This is a genomic window from Cellulomonas endometrii (assembly GCF_949769265.1).
GTDB lineage: Bacteria > Actinomycetota > Actinomycetes > Actinomycetales > Cellulomonadaceae > Cellulomonas > Cellulomonas endometrii.
The window spans coordinates 129,468-146,958 of the sequence record NZ_CATKPC010000003.1 but is presented as its reverse complement, the minus strand read 5'-3'; the positions used below and the strand labels follow the sequence as shown (position 1 = coordinate 146,958).

Below are 17,491 nucleotides of genomic sequence, written 5' to 3'. Positions count from 1 at the left end.
GGCACCCCGGTGCTCACGGGCCTCGGTGGGCGGCGGCCACCCCCGCGTCCCACCCGGGCGCGCGGCACCCCGCCGGCGGTCCGCACCGCGCGGTGTCGACCCCGGCTCGCGCGAGCAGCCACGCGACCACCGAGTTCGACGTCCACATGTCGCCCGCCGCCCCGGGATCCCGTCCCCAGGTGTGCCGGGGGAGCCCGGGCGCCGCGTCGAGCAGCCGCAGGGCCGTCGGGGCGTCGTTGGCGACGACCGAGCGCTCGACGGCCCACGCCGCGTCCGGGATGGTGCCGCCCGCCCAGCAACGCACCTCGTAGCGGAAGAACCGCGACCGTCCCAGCACCGGCGCACCGACCGGACCGGTGGTGACGACGCCGCGCGGCCCGGCCGGCTGCCCCCACACGGGCGTGACCTCGACCGTCACGGCCGGCCCCCCGGGCCGCACCTCCAGGGCCGCGTGCACGAGCCCGCACGGTGGTCGCCGTCCGCGGCGGGCGGCGAGGCCCTCGTAGAGCCGGCCGCTGAGGCGCACGATCGGCGACCCGCCCGCGCCGAGCGGGATCCAGAGGAGGTCGACGCCGGTCATGCGCCCATCCCCTCACGCCGGGGAGCGCTCCGACCCGGACCGACGTCCCGGGGAGATCCTGCGCGCAACCTGTGCATGTGCGTGTTCACCCCGCACGCGAACCTACGGCACCGTAGGGTGGGGGCATCTGCACGGCGAGCGCCCGCTCACACCCCCGGCTGGGAAGTCGACGTCGACGCCCCGGAGCGTGCCAGTGACCAGTACCACCTCGACCGTCGCCCCCGCCGCGCGCCCGCGCCGGCAGGAGGCCGCGACCGGCTCCTACCACGCGCTGTCCGCCAGCATCCGCGAGGCCGGCCTGCTGGAGCGCACGCCCACGTTCTACATCGGGCTGCTCGTCGCCCTCGGGGTCGCGCTCGGTGGGCTGGTCGCCGGGTTCGTGCTGCTGGGGGACTCGTGGTTCCAGCTGCTGATCGCGGGGGCGCTCGGGGTGGTGCTGACCCAGTTCGCGTTCGTCGCGCACGAGGCGTCGCACCGGCAGGTGTTCCGGTCGGGCCCGGCGAACGACCGGCTCGGGCGCGTGCTGGCGAACGGCGTGGTGGGCATCAGCCACTCGTGGTGGATGACCAAGCACAGCCGGCACCACGCCAACCCGAACAAGGTCGGCAAGGACCCGGACATCGAGATGGACACGATCTCGTTCCTGCCGGAGTCCGCCGCGACCCGCACGGGGTTCCTCGCGGCGCTGACGCGCGTGCAGGGCTGGGCGTTCTTCCCGCTGCTGACGCTCGAGGGCCTCAACCTGCACGCCACGTCGATCCGGTCGCTGCTGGAGCGGGAGCCCGGCAGCCGGCGGATCAGCCGCGCGAACGTCATCGAGCTCGTGGTGCTGGCCGTGCGGCTGTCGGTGTACGTCGCCGTGGTGGTGTGGTTCCTGCCGCTGGGCCTCGCGGCGGCGTTCCTCGGGGTGCAGCTCGCCGTGTTCGGCGTGTACATGGGGGCGTCGTTCGCCCCGAACCACAAGGGCATGGCGATCATCCCGGCCGACAGCCGGCTGGACTTCCTGTCCAAGCAGGTGCTGACGTCCCGCAACATCTCCGGCGGGACGTGGATGAGCATGCTCATGGGCGGGCTCAACTACCAGATCGAGCACCACCTGTTCCCGTCGATGCCGCGCCCGCACCTGCTGCGCGCCCGCCGGCTGGTCCGCGCGCACTGCGCGGAGAACGGCGTCCCCTACACGGAGACGACCCTCCTGCACTCGTACCGGATCGTGGTGCGGTACCTCAACGAGGTCGGGCTCGCGGCGCGCGACCCGTTCGACTGCCCGATGGTCCGTCAGTACCGCAACGTCTGACCGGCCGGGTCCGGGGCAGAGCCCCGGACCCGGCGCCGCCGGACCCGCAGCATCCGGGCACGCAGCATCCGGACACGCAAGAGCCCCCCGCGACCAGGTCGCGGGGGGCTCTTGTCGGTACGGCGCTCAGATCAGAGCGGCGTGATCTCCGACGCCTGCGGACCCTTGGGGCCCTGCGTCACCTCGAACTGGACCTTCTGGCCCTCGTCGAGGGAGCGGTAGCCGCTGGTCGTGATCGCCGAGTAGTGGGCGAAGACGTCCGGGCCGTCGCCGTCGGGCGCGATGAAGCCGAAGCCCTTCTCGGCGTTGAACCACTTCACAGTTCCGGTGGCCATGTGTACTCCTTCAGGTTTGGTGCGACCCCAGACGACCCAGGACCGGTATTCACGGTGGGTCGTGGTCCGCCGCTCCTGAGAGCGCCGCGCGGGCGAACCCGCGGGAGAGACCACAGCGAAACACTGCGACTACGAGGAACAGCCTAGCAAGGACAGCCCGAGGATGGGAGCCCGACTTCACGTGACGCACCACGCGCCGCGACGCGCGCGCCCGCACGCGCGTGGAACAGGCAGCCGACGTACTGTGTCGGCGTCCGCACGTCGAGCGTCCGCTCGCCCCTGATCGGCTGGCCCGGCCGACACCCGACACCCGGAGCGCCTGTGAGCACCACACCCCTGACCACCCGGACTCGTCGCGGCCAGGAGGCCGCGACCGGCAGCTACCAGACGCTGTCGGCCCAGATCAGGGAGGCGGGGCTGCTGGAGCGCACCCGCGGCTTCTACGTGACGCTGCTCGTCGTGCTCGGCGTGCTGCTCGCCGGGCTCGGGGTGGCGTTCGTGCTGCTGGGCGACTCGTGGTTCCAGCTGCTGGTCGCGGCGGGTCTGGGCGTGCTGCTGACGCAGTTCGCGTTCGTCGCGCACGAGGCCTCGCACCGGCAGGTGTTCCGGTCCGGCCCCGCGAACGACCGGCTCGGTCGCGTCCTGGCGAACGGCGTCGTCGGCGTCAGCCACACCTGGTGGGTGTCGAAGCACAACAAGCACCACGCCAACCCGAACAAGGTCGGCAAGGACCCGGACATCGACATGGAGGCCCTGGCGTTCCACCCGGACGCCGCCGCCACCCGCACGGGCTGGCGCGCCGCGTTCGCCCGGGTGCAGGGCTGGGCGTTCTTCCCGCTGCTGCTGCTCGAGGGCCTGAACCTGCACGTGACCTCGATCAGGTCGTCGATCGCCCGCACCGACGACCGCAACCCGCGCGAGCGCGTCACCGAGCTCGTGGTGCTGGCGCTGCGGCTCACCGCGAACGTCGCCGTGGTCGTGTGGTTCCTGCCCCTGGGGCTCGCGGCGGCGTTCCTCGGGGTGCAGCTCGCCGTGTTCGGCGTCTACATGGGCGCGTCGTTCGCCCCCAACCACAAGGGCATGCCCATCATCCCGGCCGACAGCAAGCTCGACTTCCTGTCCAAGCAGGTGCTGACCTCGCGGAACATCTCCGGCGGGACGCCGATGAGCATGCTGCTCGGCGGGCTCAGCTACCAGATCGAGCACCACCTGTTCCCGAGCATGCCGCGCCCGCACCTCGCGCGGGCCCGGGAGATCGTCCGGGAGCACTGCGCGACCCACGGGGTCCCGTACACGGAGACGACGCTGCTCGAGTCGTACCGGATCGTCGTGCGGTACCTCAACGAGGTGGGCCTCGCGGCGCGCGACCCGTTCGACTGCCCGATGGTGAGCCGCTACCGCAGCTGACGCGGCCCGGCGAGCGGGGCGCTCAGGCCGTCGGCTCCGGCGCCACGGGCTCGACGAGCTCGGGGCCGTCGTTGGCGACGTTGCCGACGGCGCGGCCCACCTCGCGCGGGGTGAGGTGCGGCTCCGGGACGTTCACCAGCATCGCGCCGACCTCGTCCGCCGCCGTGATCGCCGGGTCCAGCCACTCGTCCCACAGCGGGCGGGGGAGCAGCACCGGGCAGCGGTCGTGGATGTGGCCGAGCGCGTCGGTCGCGGGGCGCGTGATGATCGTGACGGTCCACAGCCAGCGCGCGGGGTCGTCGTCGGCGCGGCTGTGGTCACGCCAGAGCTCGTACAGCCCCGCGGCGGCCAGCGGCTCCGGCCCGTGCAGGAAGTACGGCGTCTTCGGGCCCCGCTCGGTGGCCTGCCACTCGTAGTACCCGTCCATGGGCACGAGGGCCCGGCGCCTCGCGGCCGCCTTCCGGAACGCCGGCTTGTCGAGCACCGTCTCGGACCGGGCGTTGATCATGCGGGAGCCGATCGACACGTCCTTGGCCCACGACGGGACCAGGCCCCAGCGGGCGGTGCGGAGCTGGCGCTGCGGGCCGTCCTCCTCGACGCGCTCCAGCACCACCGGCACGTCCTGCGTCGGCGCGACGTTCCACGAGGGTCCCCGGTGCTCGCCGAGGATCCGGTCGACGGCGAGATCCCGCTCGATCTGGTCCGCGGCGCGGGTCTGGGCGTATCGGCCACACATGCGCCCCAGTCTGCGGGTCGGCCGCGGCCGTGACCAGGGGAGCGGCCGGCCGGGTCGCGGCGCCTGACCTGCGTCGTAGGCTGCCCCCGTGCGAGCGACCCTCATCCACGGCCCCCACGACGTCCGCCTCGAGGAGGTCCCGGACCCCACGATCCAGCGCCCGACCGACGCCGTCGTCCGGGTCGTCGCGTCGTGCGTCTGCGGCTCCGACCTGTGGCCCTACCGCGGCGTGCGGCCGACTCAGGAGCCGCGCCGCATCGGGCACGAGTTCGTCGGCGTCGTCGAGGAGGTCGGCTCCGACGTGCGCACCGTGCGCCCGGGCCAGTTCGTCGTCGCGCCGTTCACCGTGCAGGACAACACGTGCCGGCACTGCCGCAACGGCGTGCACACGTCGTGCGAGCGGGGCAGCGGCTGGGGCGGGGACGACGCCGAGGGGGTCTTCACCGACGCGGGTCAGGGCGAGTACGTCCGCGTCCCGCTGGCCGACGGCACGCTCGTCGCCATGCCGGACACCCCGGACGCGGACCTGCTGCCGGGCGTCCTCACCCTGACCGACGTCATGGGGACGGGGCACCACGCGGCGCTGTCCGCGGGGGTGCGGCCCGGCTCGACGGTCGCGGTCGTCGGGGACGGCGCGGTCGGGCTGTGCGCCGTGATCGCCGCGCACCGGCTCGGCGCCGAGCGCGTCGTCGCCATGTCGCGGCACGCGTCCCGCCAGGCGCTGGCCCGCGAGTTCGGCGCGACCGACGTCGTCGCGGAGCGGGGCGACGAGGGCGCCGCGGCCGTGCGCGACCTGCTCGGCGGCATCGGCCCGGACCACGTGCTCGAGTGCGTCGGGACCAAGGAGTCGATGCAGCAGGCCCTCGACACGGCCCGCCCCGGCGGCCGCGTCGGGTTCGTCGGCGTCCCCGCCGGCGGGCCGGAGCTGCCGGTCCGGCAGATGTTCGGCACGAACGTCGGCGTCGTGGGCGGCGTCGCGCCGGTGCGGGCCTACATCGAGGAGCTCGCGCCCGAGGTGTGGTCCGGGGCGATCCGGCCGGGGCGGGTGTTCGACCTGGTGCTGCCGCTGGCCGAGGTCGCCGAGGCCTACGCCGCGATGGACGAGCGCCGGGCGATCAAGTCGATGCTCCTGCCGTGAGGCGGCGCGGGGGCGCCCGCGGGTAGGTTCGTCCGCGTGAGCCACCCGACGTCCGACCCGGTCGCGACCCTCGCCGACGTGGTGCGGCTGCTCGACCGCCGCTACCCGCCCCGCACCGCCGAGTCGTGGGACCGTGTCGGCCTGGTCACCGGCGACCCCGCGCAGCCCGTGCGGCGCGTGCTGCTCGCCGTCGACCCGGTGACCGCCGTCGCCGAGGAGGCCGTCGCCTGGGGCGCGGACCTCGTCGTGGTGCACCACCCGTTGCTGCTGCGGGGCGTGCACTCCGTGGCCGCGACCGACGCCAAGGGCGCGCTCCTGCACCGGCTCGTGCGGGCGGGCGTCGCCCTGTACACCGCGCACACCAACGCCGACGCGGCCGAGGGCGGCGTGGCCGAGGAGCTCGCCCGCCTGGTCGGCCTGCAGGACCTGCGGCCGCTGGTGCCCGCGCCGGCCGAGGCCCTCGACAAGCACGTGGTGTTCGTCCCGGCCGGGGACGCGGAGCGGCTGGTCGACGCGCTCGCCGCGGCCGGCGCCGGCGCGGTCGGCGAGTACAGCCGGTGCGCCTGGACCAGCACCGGCGAGGGCACGTTCACGCCGTCGGAGGCCGCGGACCCGACGATCGGGCGCGCGGGCGAGGCCGCGCACGTGGTGGAGGCCCGCGTCGAGATGGTCGCGCCCCGGCGGCTGCGCGCCGCCGTCGTCGCCGCGATGCGGTCCGCGCACCCGTACGAGGAGCCCGCGTTCGACGTGCTCGAGCTCGCGCGCTGGGACGGCCCCACAGGGACCGGCCGCGTCGGGCACCTGGCGGAGCCCGCGACCCTGCACGCGTTCGCCGAGCGGGTCGCCGCCGCCCTGCCGCCGACCGTGCAGGGCATCCGGTACGCCGGGCCGCCCGACGCGACCGTCCGGACCGTCGCGGTCGTCGGCGGCGCCGGCGACTCCCTGTTCGACGCGGTCCGGTCCTCCGGCGCGGACGTCTACCTGACCGCCGACCTGCGGCACCACCCCGCCTCCGAGCTGCGCGAGCGCGCCGAGTTCGAGGCCCGCGGAGCCGCGGCCAGCCCGCCCTACCTGGTCGACGCGGCGCACTTCGCGTCCGAGTGGCCGTGGCTGGCCGGGGCGGAGCGGGACCTGCGCGCCGACCTCGCCGCGCACGGCACTACGGTGGAGACCCGCGTCAGCACCCTGCGCACCGATCCGTGGACCGGCCGCATCGCGGCGCCCTCCGACCCCGAAGGACACCACCCGTGACCAAGGCGACCCCGCAGGACCAGAAGCGGCTGCTCGACCTGCAGGCCCTCGACACCAAGCTGGACCAGCTCGCGCACAAGCGGACCTCGCTGCCGCAGCACGCGCGGATCGCCGAGCTCGACGGCCGGATCGCCGACCTGGACACCGCGATCGCCGCGTCCCGGACCGCCGTCGGGGACATCCGTCGCGAGGTCACCAAGGCCGAGGCCGACGTCCAGCAGGTCCGCGACCGCGCCGCCCGTGACCAGGCGCGGCTCGACTCCGGCACCGGGTCCGCGAAGGACCTGCAGGCCCTGCAGAGCGAGCTCGCCTCGCTGGCGCGCCGCCAGGCCGACCTCGAGGACGTCGAGCTCGAGGCCATGGAGCGGCTGGAGGCGCACGAGGGGGCGCTCGGCGAGCTGACCACCGCGCACGCCGCGCTGCTGAACGACCGCGCCGCGATCATCGCCGAGCGGGACGCCGAGCTCGCGGTCATCGAGAAGCGGGCCGAGCAGGTCCGGGCCGAGCGCGAGGCGATGGCCGCGCCGCTCGAGGACCGGCTGATCCAGCTCTACGACCGGCTGCGCGGCCGCCTCGGCGGGGTCGCGATCGCGGCGCTCCGGCACGGGCGCTCCGAGGGCAGCGGCCTGCCCGTCCCGGCCACCGAGCTGGCGAAGATCAAGGCCACCCCCGAGGATGAGATCGTCTACTGCGAGGACTCCGGGCGGATCCTGGTCCGGGGAGAGGACGCCTACTGATGGTCGCCGACGGCCCGGGCCCGGACAGCACGTCAGCCCCGCTGGAGCCCGAGGCCGGGACGCCGGCACCCCCCGCGCGCAGGCCGCGGCCGTCCGGGGCGGGCGTCCGGTTCGACGACCAGCAGCCCGTGACCGTCATCCTCGTCCGCCACGGCGAGACCGAGATGACCGTCTCGCGCGGGTACTCCGGCTCCTCCGAGCCCGGCCCGTCGCTCAACGAGCGGGGTCGCGAGCAGGCCGCCGCCGCCGGGGAGCTCGTCCGCCGGGTCGGGCACGACCTGTGGGGCGACGTCGACTACCCGACCGAGCTGATCGCGTCCCCGATGGTCCGCACCCGGGAGACCGCGGCGATCATCGGCGAGCGCCTCGGCCTGACGCCCCGCGTCGAGGAGGCGTTCAAGGAGGCCGACTTCGGCGCCTGGCAGGGCCTGACCGCCGAGGAGATCGAGCAGCGCTGGCCCGGCGAGCTGGAGCCCTGGCACACGCGCGCCGACGTCCGGCCCGAGGGCGGCGGCGAGTCGATCGCCGACGTGGGGGAGCGCATCGGCGCGGCCCTCGACCGGCTGCTCGCCGCGGGCACCGCCCGCACCGTCGTGGTGGTCTCGCACGCCGTGTCGATCCGCGCGGCGCTCGGCCGCACGATGGGCGCCCAGCCCGGCTCGTGGAGCCAGCTGCGCGTCGCCCCGGCGTCGGTGAGCATCATCCGGCTGTTCGAGGACAAGCGCGACGAGGTCGCCGTCGCCGGGGCGCCGAGCGAGGGCTGGACCGGGCGGGGCTGAGGCCCGGCCCGTCAGGCGACGACCAGCGACAGGGTCGCGCCCCGCCCCGTCGGTGCGTCGAGCTCGACGGTGAGCAGCTCCGTCCCGACGAGCTCGGCCGCGACGCGCGCCAGCTCCTGCGGCGTGCGCGGCTCCCTGCCGCGGCGCGACACCAGGTGCCGGGTGAGCACGCCGCGGGTGTGCTTGGCGTGGTGCGACACGACCGACCGGGTGCCGTCGAGCTCCCGCAGCACCCGGACCTGCACCCACGTCCCGTGCGCGGCGCGGGGCGGGCGCCACGCCGCCAGGTAGGTCGCGGACCGGCAGTCCACGACCAGGTCGCCGGCGAGTGCGCGGGGATCCAGCTCCGCGGCGAGGGCGTCGCGCCACGCCGCCGCGAGCGGGCCGGTGCCGGGCAGGTCGACGCCCATCGACAGGCGGTAGGCCGGGATGCGGTCCTCCGGCGCCACCAGGCCCCACAGCCCCGACACGACGCGCACCGACTCCGCGGCCCTCCGCCGACCGGCCGGGGTCAGCCGGTCGAGCCCGGCCGCGGCGTACAGCACGCCGGTGTACACGCGGCGGGCCTCGGCCGCGGGGGCGGTGCGCAGGTCGACGTTGCGGGCGACCTCCGCGGCGATGCCCGCCCCGACGCCCAGCACGTCCACCGCGTCCGGCCAGGCGCTGGCAGCGACCAGCGCGTCGAGCACCTTCTCGCGCATCGGCGTGAGGTCCGGTGCGGACAGCGCGGCGAGGTCCAGGGCCGCACCGCGGGACGGCGCGGTCTTGCCCTCGGAGGGCGGCAGCAGGATGAGCACGGCGTGCATCGTAGGCGGCGCGGCCGATGGGAGCCGCGCACGCACGGCGTGCCGTGCGCCACGCGAGCCAGCGCCCGGGTCGAGACGGCGGCCGGCGGGCGGTAGGCTCACAGGCGCGGATGAGCTGGCCAGGCGGCCGCGTCGAGCCCTCGGGCTCGCCGAGGAACGTCCGGGCTCCGTAGGGCAGGGTGGTGGGTAACACCCACCCGGGGTGACCCGCGGGACAGTGCCACAGAAAGCAGACCGCCCTCACCGGCCTCCGGGCCGGCGAGGGTAAGGGTGAAACGGTGGTGTAAGAGACCACCAGCGTGCCGGGCGACCGGCGCGGCTCGGTAAACCCCACCCGGAGCAAGGCCAGACAGGGAGCGTTCGAGGGCTGCCCGCCCGAGCTCCCGGGTAGGCCGCTGGAGGCGTGCGGCAACGTACGTCGTAGATGGATGGCCGCCACCCGCGCGGGGGCAACCGCGCGCGGGGACAGAACCCGGCGTACCGGCCAGCTCATCCGCACCTGAGCACCCCGGCCGCGGCGCGCCCGAGGCCCCGCGACCCCCGGTGGGATGATCGCGTGAGCCGGCAAGCCCGTGCGCACCAGGGGAGGTGGCGCGATGTCCGACACCGTCGCGTCGGGAGGGGCGGCCGTCGCCGCTGCGTCGAACGGCCGGCCGCGGCACGTCCTGCTCGTCTCCGAGGCGGGCACGTCGGTGGTGGCGTCCGCCGTGGGGCCGCCCGGTCACCAGGCGCCCGGTGATCGGCCGGGAGCCACGTCGCCGGCGGGTCGTGCGGACGCGCCGTCGATCCCGCCCCGCGTCCGCACGGTGGCGTACGTCACGCTGCTGATCACGTCGTGGGCGGTGCTCCTGGTCAGCGGGCTCGCGCCGATCTGGCTCGAGACGACCGACCTGCAGCGGATCCTCGCGACGTGCGGCGTCGTGTCGTCGCTGCTCGGGGCGATCGCCGGCGGCCTGGGTGTCGCCTACCGCCCGACGGCCGACCCGGACAGGCGCCGGTAGCCCCCAGGCGCCCGCGGTCAGCCGTCGCCTACCCGGCGGCGCACGTCCGACGCCGGCACCCACACCGCTCCGGTCATCACCCGCAGGTCCATGATCCGCACCCGGACCAGGGTCGCGGTCCACTCGACGGCCACGGTGTCCAGCCGCTCCGTGCCGGAGGCCCAGCGCAGGGTCACGGTGACGGGGATCGGGCGGTCGACGTCGTGGTGCACCCCCGGCGGGACGGCGTGCGCGTTCAGCAGCGGGACGGCGGCGCGCAGCCGGGACATGCCACCCGGGACGGTCTGCGCGAGGTTCACGGCGGCAGTGTGCGACGCCGGCGCGCGACACGCTCAGCGGGAGCGGGGGTGAAGTCCGCCACGGCGGCGGACGGTACAGCGATGCGTGTACTGTCGCCGTCATGGAGACGGTCACGCTCACGCACACCGCGGCGCTCGCGCGGCTCGGGCACGCGCTGGCCGACGGCACCCGCGCGCGCATCCTGCTCGCCCTGCGTGAGGCCCCGGCGTGCCCGTCCGACCTCGCCGACGCGCTCGGCGTCTCGCGGCAGGTGATGTCGAACCAGCTGGCCTGCCTGCGCGGGTGCGGGCTCGTCGACGCGGTGCCCGAGGGGCGCCGCACCTGGTACCGGCTGGCCGACCCGGAGCTCGGCCCGGCGCTGGGAGACCTGCTGACGCTCGTGCTGGCGGTCGACCCCGCCTGCTGCGGCCCGGACTGCGCCTGCTGATGGGAACCCGTCCGGAGGTGACGCGCCGCACTGTGCTTCAGCGGCGCATCCGCCTGGTCGTGGCCGCGACCATCGCCTACAACGTCGTCGAGGCGGTCGTGGCGCTCGTCGCCGGGCGGATCAGCTCGTCGGGCGCGCTGGTCGCGTTCGGGCTGGACTCGGTGGTGGAGGTGCTGTCCGCAGCGGCCGTCGCGTGGCAGTTCGCGGGCCGCGACCCGGAGGCCCGGGAGCCGGTGGCCGTGCGGGTGATCGCGGTGTCGTTCCTCGGTCTGGCGGCGTTCGTGACGGTCGACGCGGTGCGGACGCTGCTGGACGGGACGGTGCCCGAGGCGTCGACCGTCGGGGTCGTGCTGGCCGCCGTGAGTTTGGTGGTCATGCCCGTGCTGTCGTGGGTCGAGCGGCGCACCGGCCGGGAGCTCGGCTCCGCGTCCGCCGTCGCGGACTCCCGGCAGACCCTGCTGTGCGCGTGGCTCTCCGGCGTGCTCCTGCTCGGGCTCGTGCTGAACGGGGCCCTCGGCTGGTGGTGGGCCGACCCGGTGGCCGCGCTCGCCATCGCCGGGTTCGCGGTGCGCGAGGGCCTGGAGGCGTGGCGCGGCGACACGTGCGCGGCCCCGATGGCCGAGCTGGTGGGCGACGCGGAGCCGCACGACCGGTGACCGCGGCCGCTCTCGCCCACGCACGCCCGGTGCGTCAGGATGGCGGCATGTCGACCGAACGCGCCCGGGCATGACGACGACGGCGGGAACGGTGCGCGTGGTCCCGATGTCCGCCGCGCACGCGCGCGACGTCCTGGCCGTGTACGCCGCGGGCATCGCCACGGGGCACGCGACGTTCGAGAGCGAGGCGCCCACCTGGGAGCGGTTCGACGCCGGCCACCTGCGCGCGCACCGGCTCGTCGCGCTGGACGACGACGGCACGCTGCTCGGCTGGGCCGCGGTGTCGCCGGTCTCGGCGCGCGCCGTGTACGCGGGGGTCGTCGAGGCGTCGCTGTACGTGTCCGCCGGCGCTCGCGGTCGCGGCGTCGGCCGGGTCCTCCTGGACGCCCTGCTGTCCTCCGCTGTCCGCGGCGGCATCTGGACCGTGCAGTCGGTGGTGTTCCCGGAGAACGGTCCGAGCCTCGCCCTGCACGCCGCCGCGGGGTTCCGGGTCGTCGGGACCCGGGAGCGGCTCGCCCGCATGACGCACGGGCCGCTCGCCGGCCGCTGGCGCGACGTGGTGCTGCTCGAGAAGCGCCTGGAGCCCGGCGCGCCTGCCTGATGCGGGCCCCGCTGCCCCGTTCGGCCCACTAGCCTGATCGGCCTATCCGCGAGGGACGAACGTCCCGACTGACGTGGTGGGGCACCGGCGACGCTGGTCGGGGCCGGAGCAGACGGCTCGGGGGACGCACGGGGGGGCAGGTGGATGACGCGCCGACGGCTTCCTCGGATCGCCGCGCTGAGCGGCGCCGAGGCGGCGCGCGCCCGCTTCGTGGTCGTGCACTCGCCCGTCGCCGCCGGGCCCGGCGCGGTCACCTGGACGCTCACGCTGCTCGGGGTCCACGGCGCGCCGCTGGCCGAGAGCCGCACGACGGCCCCGGACTTCCCGCTGCCGCTGGCGGACATCGCGCAGGTGCACCTGGACGTCGTCGGCCTGGCGCAGTCGGGGGAGTGGAAGGCGGTCCCGACCGCCCACGGCGAGCCGCAGTTCCAGGCCCCGGTGCGGGCCCTGCCACCGCCGGACTAGCGCTCCCCGTCGGCGTCGTCCGGCAGATCCTCCAGCGACCCCCGCTGGCGCGGGAGCTGCCGGCGGGCGACCTCCGGCGGGTCGGCGTGCTCCAGCCCGCCGCGCTCCGGCCGGGCGGGGGGCACCGCCTGCTCCTCCGTCGGGTCCTCGCACATCGATGAGCTCCTTCGCACCTCGGGTCCCGCCACGCTACGACGGTCCGGTGCGTTCCCGCAGGTCCGTGTGCACCCGATCGGGGGACCCGGGCTCTGCGCGGTCCCGGCCGGGACAGCACGACGCCCTGCCCCGGAGGACCCGGGGCAGGGCGTGCGCGGTGGTCGGACGTCAGTGCTTGAACGCGTCCTTGATCTTCTCGCCGGCGTCCTTGAGGTCGGCCTTCGACTGGTCGCCGCGGCCCTCGGCCTCGAGGCGCTCGTCGTCCGTCGCGCGGCCGGCGCCCTCCTTGGCCTTGCCGGACAGCTTCTCGGTCGCGTTCTCGATCTTGTCGTCGAGTCCCATGCGTCCTCCTTCTCGAACGGGTCGCTCCCGACGCTATGCCCGCGGGTGCGGCGCCGCATCCGCAGCGCAGGTCACGCGGTCGCGCCGTCCTGCTCCGCCGCCAGGAGAGCCGCCAGCTGCGACGGCGTGCTGCGCAGCAGGCAGAACTCGTTGCCCTCGGGGTCGGCCAGGACGTGCCACGTGACCTCCGGGCCCTGGCCGACGTCGACCGGCACCGCGCCGAGCTCCCGCAGCCTCGACAGCTCGGTGGCCTGGTCCGACCCGTCCGGCGGCCGCAGGTCGAGGTGCAGGCGGTTCTTGACCTGCTTGCGCTCCGGCACCTCGACGAACAGCAACGACAGGCCCGTGCCGTCCGGCGGCTCGACGGCCAGCTCGCCGTCGTCCTCGACGACCGGCCACCCCAGGACCTGCGACCACCACTCCGCGAGCGCGCGGGGGTCCTGGGCGTCGACGCACAGCTGGCTCATCACGAGTCCCATGCCCCGACGGTAGGGCCGGCGGACCCCGGCCGCCAGCGAGATCAGGCCGGCTTGACCCCCGCGACGGGCTCGCCCTGCCGGGCCGCCAGCGCGGCGGCGCCGACGATGCCCGCGGCGTTGCGCAGCTGCGCCGGGACGATCGGGGCGCGCAGGTGCAGCAGCGGCAGGAACTTCTCGTGGTGCTTGCTGACGCCACCGCCCACGACGATGAGGTCCGGCCAGAACAGGTCCTCGATGACGCCGAAGTACCGCTGCAGCCGGGCGGCCCACTGCTCGAAGTCCAGGTCCTCGCGCTCGCGGGCCGAGTCCGCGGCGCGCGTCTCGGCGTCGTGCCCGTCGATCTCCAGGTGCCCGAGCTCGAGGTTCGGGACGAGGACGCCGTCGACGACGATCGCCGTCCCGATGCCGGTGCCGAGCGTGCAGATGAACGTGACCCCGGACGTCGACCGCGCCGCGCCGTACAGCGTCTCCGCGTACCCGGCCGCGTCGGCGTCGTTCACCGCGAGGACGCGGCGCCCGACGGCGTCACCGATGACGTGCTCGATGTTGGTGCCGATCCACGACACGTCGACGTTCGCGGCGGACCGCGCGACGCCGTGCTGCACGACGGCGGGGAACGTGACACCGATCGGGGTGTCGTCCGGCAGGTCGAACGACCGGACCAGCTCCGCCACGGTCGCCGCGACCGCCGCGGGGGTCGCCGGCTGCGGGGTCGGGATGCGGACGCGGTCGGCGGCGAACTCGCCGGTGGCCAGGTCGACCGGCGCGCCCTTGATGCCGGATCCGCCGATGTCGATGCCGAACGCGCGGGGGGCGTCGGTGGAGGTGTGGTGGCTCATGGCAGGGTCAGGATCTCCGCTCCGGTGTCGGTGACGAGCAAGGTGTGCTCGAACTGGGCGCTGCGGCGCAGGTCGGCGGTGACAACCGTCCACCCGTCGTCCCAGGTCGTCCAGTCGGCGGTGCCGAGGTTGAGCATCGGCTCGATGGTGAACACCATGCCGGGCTCGATCACCCGGTCGTACTGGGGGGCGGCGTCGTAGTGGGGGACGACCAGGCCGGAGTGGAACGCCTCACCGACGCCGTGGCCGGTGTAGTCCCGCACGACGCCGTAGCCGAACCGCGCGGCGTACTTCTCGATGACCCGGCCGATGACGTTGATCTCCCGGCCCGGCGCGACGACCTTGATGGCCCGGTGCAGCGCCTCCCGCGTCCGCTCGACGAGCAGCCGGGACTCCTCGTCGACGTCGCCGACGAGGAACGTCGCGTTGTTGTCGCCGTGCACCCCGCCGATGAACGCCGTGATGTCGACGTTGACGATGTCCCCGTCCTCGAGGACGGTCGAGTCGGGGATGCCGTGGCAGACCACCTCGTTGACGGAGGTGCAGACGGACTTGGGGAAGCCGCGGTAGCCCAGCGTCGAGGGGTAGGCGCGGTGGTCGAGCAGGAACTCGTGCCCGATGCGGTCGAGCTCGTCCGTCGTGACCCCGGGGGCGACGTGCCGGCCGACCTCCTCCAGCGCCTGGGCGGCGATCCGCGCGGCGATCCTGATGCGCTCGACCGTCTCCGGGGCGACCACGTCGCTGCCGGTGAACGGCGCCGGGGCGGGGCGGCCCCGTCCGGGGGCGGGGGTGGCCGGGCACGGGCCGACGGGGACCGATCGTGCCCGGCACGAGCGCCGGCCTCGGCGCGTGGACGGACGTCATACCTGGCAGTGTACGAACCAGGAGCCCCGCGCGATGACCCGCGGGGCGGAGCACCGCACCGGGAGGGCGTCGTGGCCGAGGAGTTCTACTACAACACCCGGACCGGCCAGGTCGAGCAGGGCAAGCAGTCGTCGTGGACGCACCTGATGGGTCCGTACCCGACGCGGGAGGCGGCGCAGCACGCGCTGGACCGCGCCCGCGCCCGCAGCGAGGCGTGGGACGAGGAGGACCGCCAGGAGCGCTGAGGGTCAGCCCGCCGCCGGCTCGCCGCGCAGCCGCGCCGCGACCTCCGCCACGGCCTCGGCGTCCCCGACGATCTCGAAGTGCATCTCGTCCGCCCGGCCGCCGAAGTCCCCGCCCCACGCCACCACCGGCGCCACCTCGGCCAGGATCGCCCGCACGGCCGCGACCTGGTCGTCCGTGAACGTGTCGGTGGCGCCCAGGGGGTGCTCGGTGGCGTTCAGGTCGATGGAGGTGCCGGACGCGTGGTTGGACAGCTCGGCGCCGCCGACCACCTCCGCGGTGCCGTCGTCGCCCTCGCCCTCGGTGCCGTCAGCGCCGTCGCTGCCGCCCTCGCCGCGGACCGAGCGGTACGCCCACCCCCACGAGCTGTCGACGTCGACCGGCTCCACCTCGGCGTCGAAGCGTGCGGCGACGTGGTCGAGCACCGTGCGCACGTCACCGGCGAGGAGCCGCCCCGTCACCCAGGGGGAGACCTCCAGCCGCGAGTCCGTGCCCTCCGTGATGGCGGGCCAGCAGTTCTGCGTGGTCGTCGGGTCGGGGACGCAGGTGACGACGGGCGGCGGGGCGACCGGGTCCGCCGCGGGCGCCGGCCCGCCGACCAGGCGGACGACCAGGACGACCAGCGCGACGACCAGCCCGAGCAGCACGGCCGCTGCCGTCCCGAGGACGACGACACCCCGCCGCGTCAGGCGCAGCGGCGCGGTCCTCGCGGGCGGGCGGCGGGCGGGTCGCGGGGCCCCGGGGTCACCGGGCTCCGCGACCCGAGCGGACGCGGACGCCGGGCCGTCGCCGGGGTGCGCCGCCCGCGGCTGGTCGGCGGCGGGGAGTCGGCGCATGGGGTCGAGGGTAGGGGAGCAGGGGCGCCGGACGGCGCGATCCGGGTGCGTGGCGCGCGCGGGTCTCCTGGGCGCGGGCGGATCGGCGGCGGGTCGGCGGCGGCTCCGCGGCGGGTCAGCGGCGGGCGGGGGGGGCGACCCCCGGCCGGGGGGCCCCGCCCCCCACCCCCCGCAGCACGGCGAACCCCGTGACCCGCCACGCGCGGCCGTCGACGAGCACGTGGTCGATCGGCGCCCCGAGCGCCGGCGGCGCCTGCGCGGGCCAGGTGCCCAGGCCCGCGGCCCCCGCCTGCTCCGCGGCGTCCACGCACGGACCGAGGTCGCGCAGTCCGGGGTGGTCCAGCGTGGCGTTGAGGTCGCCGGCGACCACGACCCCCGGGGCGTCCCCGCAGACGGCGGCGATCGCAGCGGTGTGCGCGCGCCACTCGGGCATCGACGCCCGCGCCGAGGGTGCGCGCAGGTGCGCCGCCACCAGCGTCGGCGCGGTGGGTGCGGTGACGTCCCCGCTGCCCGCGACGGCGGGGACGGCGGCGAACGTGCCCAGGTCCGTGGCCGGCAGTCCCTCGGTGACCTGGTCGAACGCCCCGAGGCCGGCACGGACCAGCAGCGCGGTGCCCTCCACGCGGGTGCCGGCGGCGTCGGCGGCGAGCGCCGTCGTCGGACGGCCGGAGCTCGTGAGCGCCCGGGCGGCGGCGCGCGCGGTGTCGCCGCTCGTCTCCGGCAGGACGGCCACGTCGGCGTCCTGGGCGGCGACCAGCTCGGCGATCTCGGCGGCGGTCACCGCGTCGAAGGTGTTGAACGACAGGACGACGAGGTCGGCCTCCGCCCGCTCGCCCGGGCCGGAGCCGTCGACCCCCCGGGCGGCCAGGACCGCCACGTGGCCGGCGGCGGCGAGCCCGAGGACCGCGGCGCACGCGAGCACGACGGTGGCCCCGCGGCGACGCCGCGCCCGCGTCCGGCCGTCGGTCCCGCGGGCGGCCCGCAGCAGCACGCCGCCGACGGCCGCGAGCACGAGCGTCCCGGCCGCCAGCGCCAGCGCCTGCACGCCCCGGAGGGCCACGAGCTGCGCGACCGGCTCGGTCCCCGCGAGGCCGACGAGGTCGGGGCGGACCAGGACCAGCAGCCCCCCGGCCCCCAGGCCGAGCAGCACGCCGGCGAGCAGCCGCACGCCGGCCGCCCGCACGCCGGCCACCCGCGACCCGCCCGACGCCGGGCC

General features: G+C 75.8%; 23 protein-coding genes, 1 other RNA gene and 1 pseudogene. 13 read left to right on the top strand and 12 right to left on the bottom strand.

The annotated features are described in order from the left end of the window. Positions 1-13: 13 nt before the first annotated feature. Positions 14-580 carry a hypothetical protein gene (locus QNH85_RS05220; RefSeq protein WP_282945137.1) on the bottom strand — a complete coding sequence of 189 codons (567 nt, stop codon included), beginning with the start codon at positions 578-580 and terminating at the stop codon, positions 14-16. Between the two features lie 193 nt (positions 581-773). Here QNH85_RS05220 and QNH85_RS05215 point away from each other — a divergent pair, with 193 nt between their 5' ends. Further along, positions 774-1,877 (top strand): fatty acid desaturase family protein, encoded by a 1,104-nt coding sequence (locus QNH85_RS05215; protein ID WP_249669324.1) that lies wholly within the window; start codon positions 774-776, stop codon positions 1,875-1,877. 131 nt (positions 1,878-2,008) lie between these two features. On the opposite strand, the gene QNH85_RS05210 is transcribed toward QNH85_RS05215, so the two are convergent. Next, entirely contained in the window at positions 2,009-2,212 is a 204-nt protein-coding gene (locus tag QNH85_RS05210) for a cold-shock protein (RefSeq protein WP_213283010.1), read from the bottom strand. A 321-nt stretch (positions 2,213-2,533) separates the two neighbouring features. Between QNH85_RS05210 and QNH85_RS05205 the strand changes: the two genes are divergently transcribed. Beyond that, positions 2,534-3,619: a fatty acid desaturase family protein gene (locus tag QNH85_RS05205; protein WP_282945133.1), complete on the top strand. Its 1,086-nt coding sequence runs from the start codon at positions 2,534-2,536 to the stop codon at positions 3,617-3,619. 22 nt (positions 3,620-3,641) lie between these two features. Here the strand turns inward: QNH85_RS05205 and QNH85_RS05200 are convergent, their stop codons facing one another. Next, entirely contained in the window at positions 3,642-4,355 is a 714-nt protein-coding gene (locus tag QNH85_RS05200) for an SOS response-associated peptidase (RefSeq protein ID WP_282945132.1), read from the bottom strand. 88 nt (positions 4,356-4,443) lie between these two features. On the opposite strand from QNH85_RS05200, the gene QNH85_RS05195 reads away from it, so the two are divergent. From QNH85_RS05195 to QNH85_RS05180, 4 genes are read left to right on the top strand one after another with little or no spacing between them, the layout of a single operon-like run. After that, entirely contained in the window at positions 4,444-5,493 is a 1,050-nt protein-coding gene (locus QNH85_RS05195; protein ID WP_282945130.1) for a zinc-dependent alcohol dehydrogenase family protein, read from the top strand. A gap of 36 nt (positions 5,494-5,529) precedes the next feature. After that, positions 5,530-6,744, top strand: coding sequence for a Nif3-like dinuclear metal center hexameric protein (locus QNH85_RS05190; RefSeq protein WP_282945128.1), 1,215 nt, complete (start codon positions 5,530-5,532; stop codon positions 6,742-6,744). Continuing rightward, positions 6,741-7,481, top strand: coding sequence for a zinc ribbon domain-containing protein (locus tag QNH85_RS05185; protein WP_282945126.1), 741 nt, complete (start codon positions 6,741-6,743; stop codon positions 7,479-7,481). The genes QNH85_RS05190 and QNH85_RS05185 overlap by 4 nt, the downstream gene beginning before the upstream one ends. Continuing rightward, complete coding sequence (locus tag QNH85_RS05180; protein WP_282945125.1) at positions 7,481-8,260, top strand: histidine phosphatase family protein; 780 nt, start codon at positions 7,481-7,483, stop codon at positions 8,258-8,260. Before QNH85_RS05185 ends, QNH85_RS05180 begins: the two co-directional genes overlap by 1 nt. An 11-nt stretch (positions 8,261-8,271) precedes the next feature. On the opposite strand, the gene QNH85_RS05175 is transcribed toward QNH85_RS05180, so the two are convergent. Further along, a complete protein-coding gene (locus QNH85_RS05175) occupies positions 8,272-9,057 on the bottom strand; it encodes a YaaA family protein (RefSeq protein ID WP_282945123.1) in 786 nt (261 codons plus the stop codon). A gap of 120 nt (positions 9,058-9,177) precedes the next feature. Here QNH85_RS05175 and rnpB point away from each other — a divergent pair. Further along, an RNA gene (gene rnpB, locus QNH85_RS05170) (RNase P RNA component class A) lies at positions 9,178-9,562 on the top strand. Between the two features lie 100 nt (positions 9,563-9,662). Then, complete coding sequence (locus tag QNH85_RS05165; protein WP_282945121.1) at positions 9,663-10,067, top strand: hypothetical protein; 405 nt, start codon at positions 9,663-9,665, stop codon at positions 10,065-10,067. A 17-nt stretch (positions 10,068-10,084) separates the two neighbouring features. Here the strand turns inward: QNH85_RS05165 and QNH85_RS05160 are convergent, their stop codons facing one another. Continuing rightward, positions 10,085-10,366, bottom strand: coding sequence for a hypothetical protein (locus tag QNH85_RS05160; RefSeq protein WP_282945119.1), 282 nt, complete (start codon positions 10,364-10,366; stop codon positions 10,085-10,087). A 101-nt stretch (positions 10,367-10,467) separates the two neighbouring features. Between QNH85_RS05160 and QNH85_RS05155 the strand changes: the two genes are divergently transcribed. The 4 genes from QNH85_RS05155 (at position 10,468) to QNH85_RS05140 (ending at position 12,516) form a co-directional block, all read left to right on the top strand. Further along, the gene (locus tag QNH85_RS05155; protein WP_282945118.1) at positions 10,468-10,794 is read left to right on the top strand and encodes an ArsR/SmtB family transcription factor; all 327 of its coding nucleotides are present in this window, start codon (positions 10,468-10,470) and stop codon (positions 10,792-10,794) included. Next, the gene (locus QNH85_RS05150; RefSeq protein WP_282945116.1) at positions 10,794-11,450 is read left to right on the top strand and encodes a cation efflux transmembrane domain-containing protein; all 657 of its coding nucleotides are present in this window, start codon (positions 10,794-10,796) and stop codon (positions 11,448-11,450) included. The genes QNH85_RS05155 and QNH85_RS05150 overlap by 1 nt, the downstream gene beginning before the upstream one ends. A gap of 70 nt (positions 11,451-11,520) precedes the next feature. Then, positions 11,521-12,051 (top strand): GNAT family N-acetyltransferase, encoded by a 531-nt coding sequence (locus QNH85_RS05145; protein ID WP_282945115.1) that lies wholly within the window; start codon positions 11,521-11,523, stop codon positions 12,049-12,051. A gap of 144 nt (positions 12,052-12,195) precedes the next feature. Next, positions 12,196-12,516, top strand: a complete 321-nt coding sequence (locus tag QNH85_RS05140; RefSeq protein WP_213282990.1) for a hypothetical protein — start codon at positions 12,196-12,198, stop codon at positions 12,514-12,516. Here the strand turns inward: QNH85_RS05140 and QNH85_RS05135 are convergent. The 5 genes and pseudogenes from QNH85_RS05135 to map form a co-directional block, all read right to left on the bottom strand. Beyond that, a complete protein-coding gene (locus QNH85_RS05135) occupies positions 12,513-12,671 on the bottom strand; it encodes a hypothetical protein (RefSeq protein ID WP_282945114.1) in 159 nt (52 codons plus the stop codon). The two genes, QNH85_RS05140 and QNH85_RS05135, sit on opposite strands and share 4 nt — an antisense overlap. A 169-nt stretch (positions 12,672-12,840) precedes the next feature. Next, positions 12,841-13,014 (bottom strand): CsbD family protein, encoded by a 174-nt coding sequence (locus tag QNH85_RS05130; RefSeq protein ID WP_213282988.1) that lies wholly within the window; start codon positions 13,012-13,014, stop codon positions 12,841-12,843. A 71-nt stretch (positions 13,015-13,085) separates the two neighbouring features. Next, on the bottom strand, positions 13,086-13,493 hold the full coding sequence (locus tag QNH85_RS05125) for a VOC family protein (RefSeq protein WP_282945112.1): 408 nt from the start codon (positions 13,491-13,493) through the stop codon (positions 13,086-13,088). Between the two features lie 41 nt (positions 13,494-13,534). Further along, a complete protein-coding gene (ppgK, locus tag QNH85_RS05120) occupies positions 13,535-14,332 on the bottom strand; it encodes a polyphosphate--glucose phosphotransferase (protein ID WP_282945111.1) in 798 nt (265 codons plus the stop codon). Further along, positions 14,329-15,196: pseudogene (gene map / locus QNH85_RS05115) on the bottom strand (type I methionyl aminopeptidase). The gene ppgK and the pseudogene map overlap by 4 nt, the downstream one beginning before the upstream one ends. A gap of 71 nt (positions 15,197-15,267) precedes the next feature. Between map and QNH85_RS05110 the strand changes: the two are divergent. Then, the gene (locus tag QNH85_RS05110) at positions 15,268-15,441 is read left to right on the top strand and encodes an SPOR domain-containing protein (RefSeq protein ID WP_282945109.1); all 174 of its coding nucleotides are present in this window, start codon (positions 15,268-15,270) and stop codon (positions 15,439-15,441) included. Positions 15,442-15,444: 3 nt separating this feature from the next. Here the strand turns inward: QNH85_RS05110 and QNH85_RS05105 are convergent, their stop codons facing one another. Next, on the bottom strand, positions 15,445-16,275 hold the full coding sequence (locus QNH85_RS05105; protein WP_282945107.1) for a M15 family metallopeptidase: 831 nt from the start codon (positions 16,273-16,275) through the stop codon (positions 15,445-15,447). 115 nt (positions 16,276-16,390) lie between these two features. Continuing rightward, the gene (locus tag QNH85_RS05100; RefSeq protein WP_282945105.1) at positions 16,391-17,467 is read right to left on the bottom strand and encodes an endonuclease/exonuclease/phosphatase family protein; all 1,077 of its coding nucleotides are present in this window, start codon (positions 17,465-17,467) and stop codon (positions 16,391-16,393) included. Positions 17,468-17,491 lie beyond the last annotated feature (24 nt).

What these genes read in the sequence shown, in the direction of transcription:
- QNH85_RS05220 (WP_282945137.1), bottom strand. Translation starts at nt 580, where the DNA reads ATGACCGGCGTCGACCTCCTCTGGATCCCGCTCGGCGCGGGCGGGTCG.
- QNH85_RS05210 (WP_213283010.1), bottom strand. Translation starts at nt 2,212, where the DNA reads ATGGCCACCGGAACTGTGAAGTGGTTCAACGCCGAGAAGGGCTTCGGC.
- QNH85_RS05200 (WP_282945132.1), bottom strand. Translation starts at nt 4,355, where the DNA reads ATGTGTGGCCGATACGCCCAGACCCGCGCCGCGGACCAGATCGAGCGG.
- QNH85_RS05180 (WP_282945125.1), top strand. Translation starts at nt 7,481, where the DNA reads ATGGTCGCCGACGGCCCGGGCCCGGACAGCACGTCAGCCCCGCTGGAG.
- QNH85_RS05165 (WP_282945121.1), top strand. Translation starts at nt 9,663, where the DNA reads ATGTCCGACACCGTCGCGTCGGGAGGGGCGGCCGTCGCCGCTGCGTCG.
- QNH85_RS05155 (WP_282945118.1), top strand. Translation starts at nt 10,468, where the DNA reads ATGGAGACGGTCACGCTCACGCACACCGCGGCGCTCGCGCGGCTCGGG.
- QNH85_RS05150 (WP_282945116.1), top strand. Translation starts at nt 10,794, where the DNA reads ATGGGAACCCGTCCGGAGGTGACGCGCCGCACTGTGCTTCAGCGGCGC.
- QNH85_RS05145 (WP_282945115.1), top strand. Translation starts at nt 11,521, where the DNA reads ATGACGACGACGGCGGGAACGGTGCGCGTGGTCCCGATGTCCGCCGCG.
- QNH85_RS05140 (WP_213282990.1), top strand. Translation starts at nt 12,196, where the DNA reads ATGACGCGCCGACGGCTTCCTCGGATCGCCGCGCTGAGCGGCGCCGAG.
- QNH85_RS05135 (WP_282945114.1), bottom strand. Translation starts at nt 12,671, where the DNA reads ATGTGCGAGGACCCGACGGAGGAGCAGGCGGTGCCCCCCGCCCGGCCG.
- QNH85_RS05130 (WP_213282988.1), bottom strand. Translation starts at nt 13,014, where the DNA reads ATGGGACTCGACGACAAGATCGAGAACGCGACCGAGAAGCTGTCCGGC.
- QNH85_RS05125 (WP_282945112.1), bottom strand. Translation starts at nt 13,493, where the DNA reads ATGGGACTCGTGATGAGCCAGCTGTGCGTCGACGCCCAGGACCCCCGC.
- ppgK (WP_282945111.1), bottom strand. Translation starts at nt 14,332, where the DNA reads ATGAGCCACCACACCTCCACCGACGCCCCCCGCGCGTTCGGCATCGAC.
- QNH85_RS05105 (WP_282945107.1), bottom strand. Translation starts at nt 16,275, where the DNA reads ATGCGCCGACTCCCCGCCGCCGACCAGCCGCGGGCGGCGCACCCCGGC.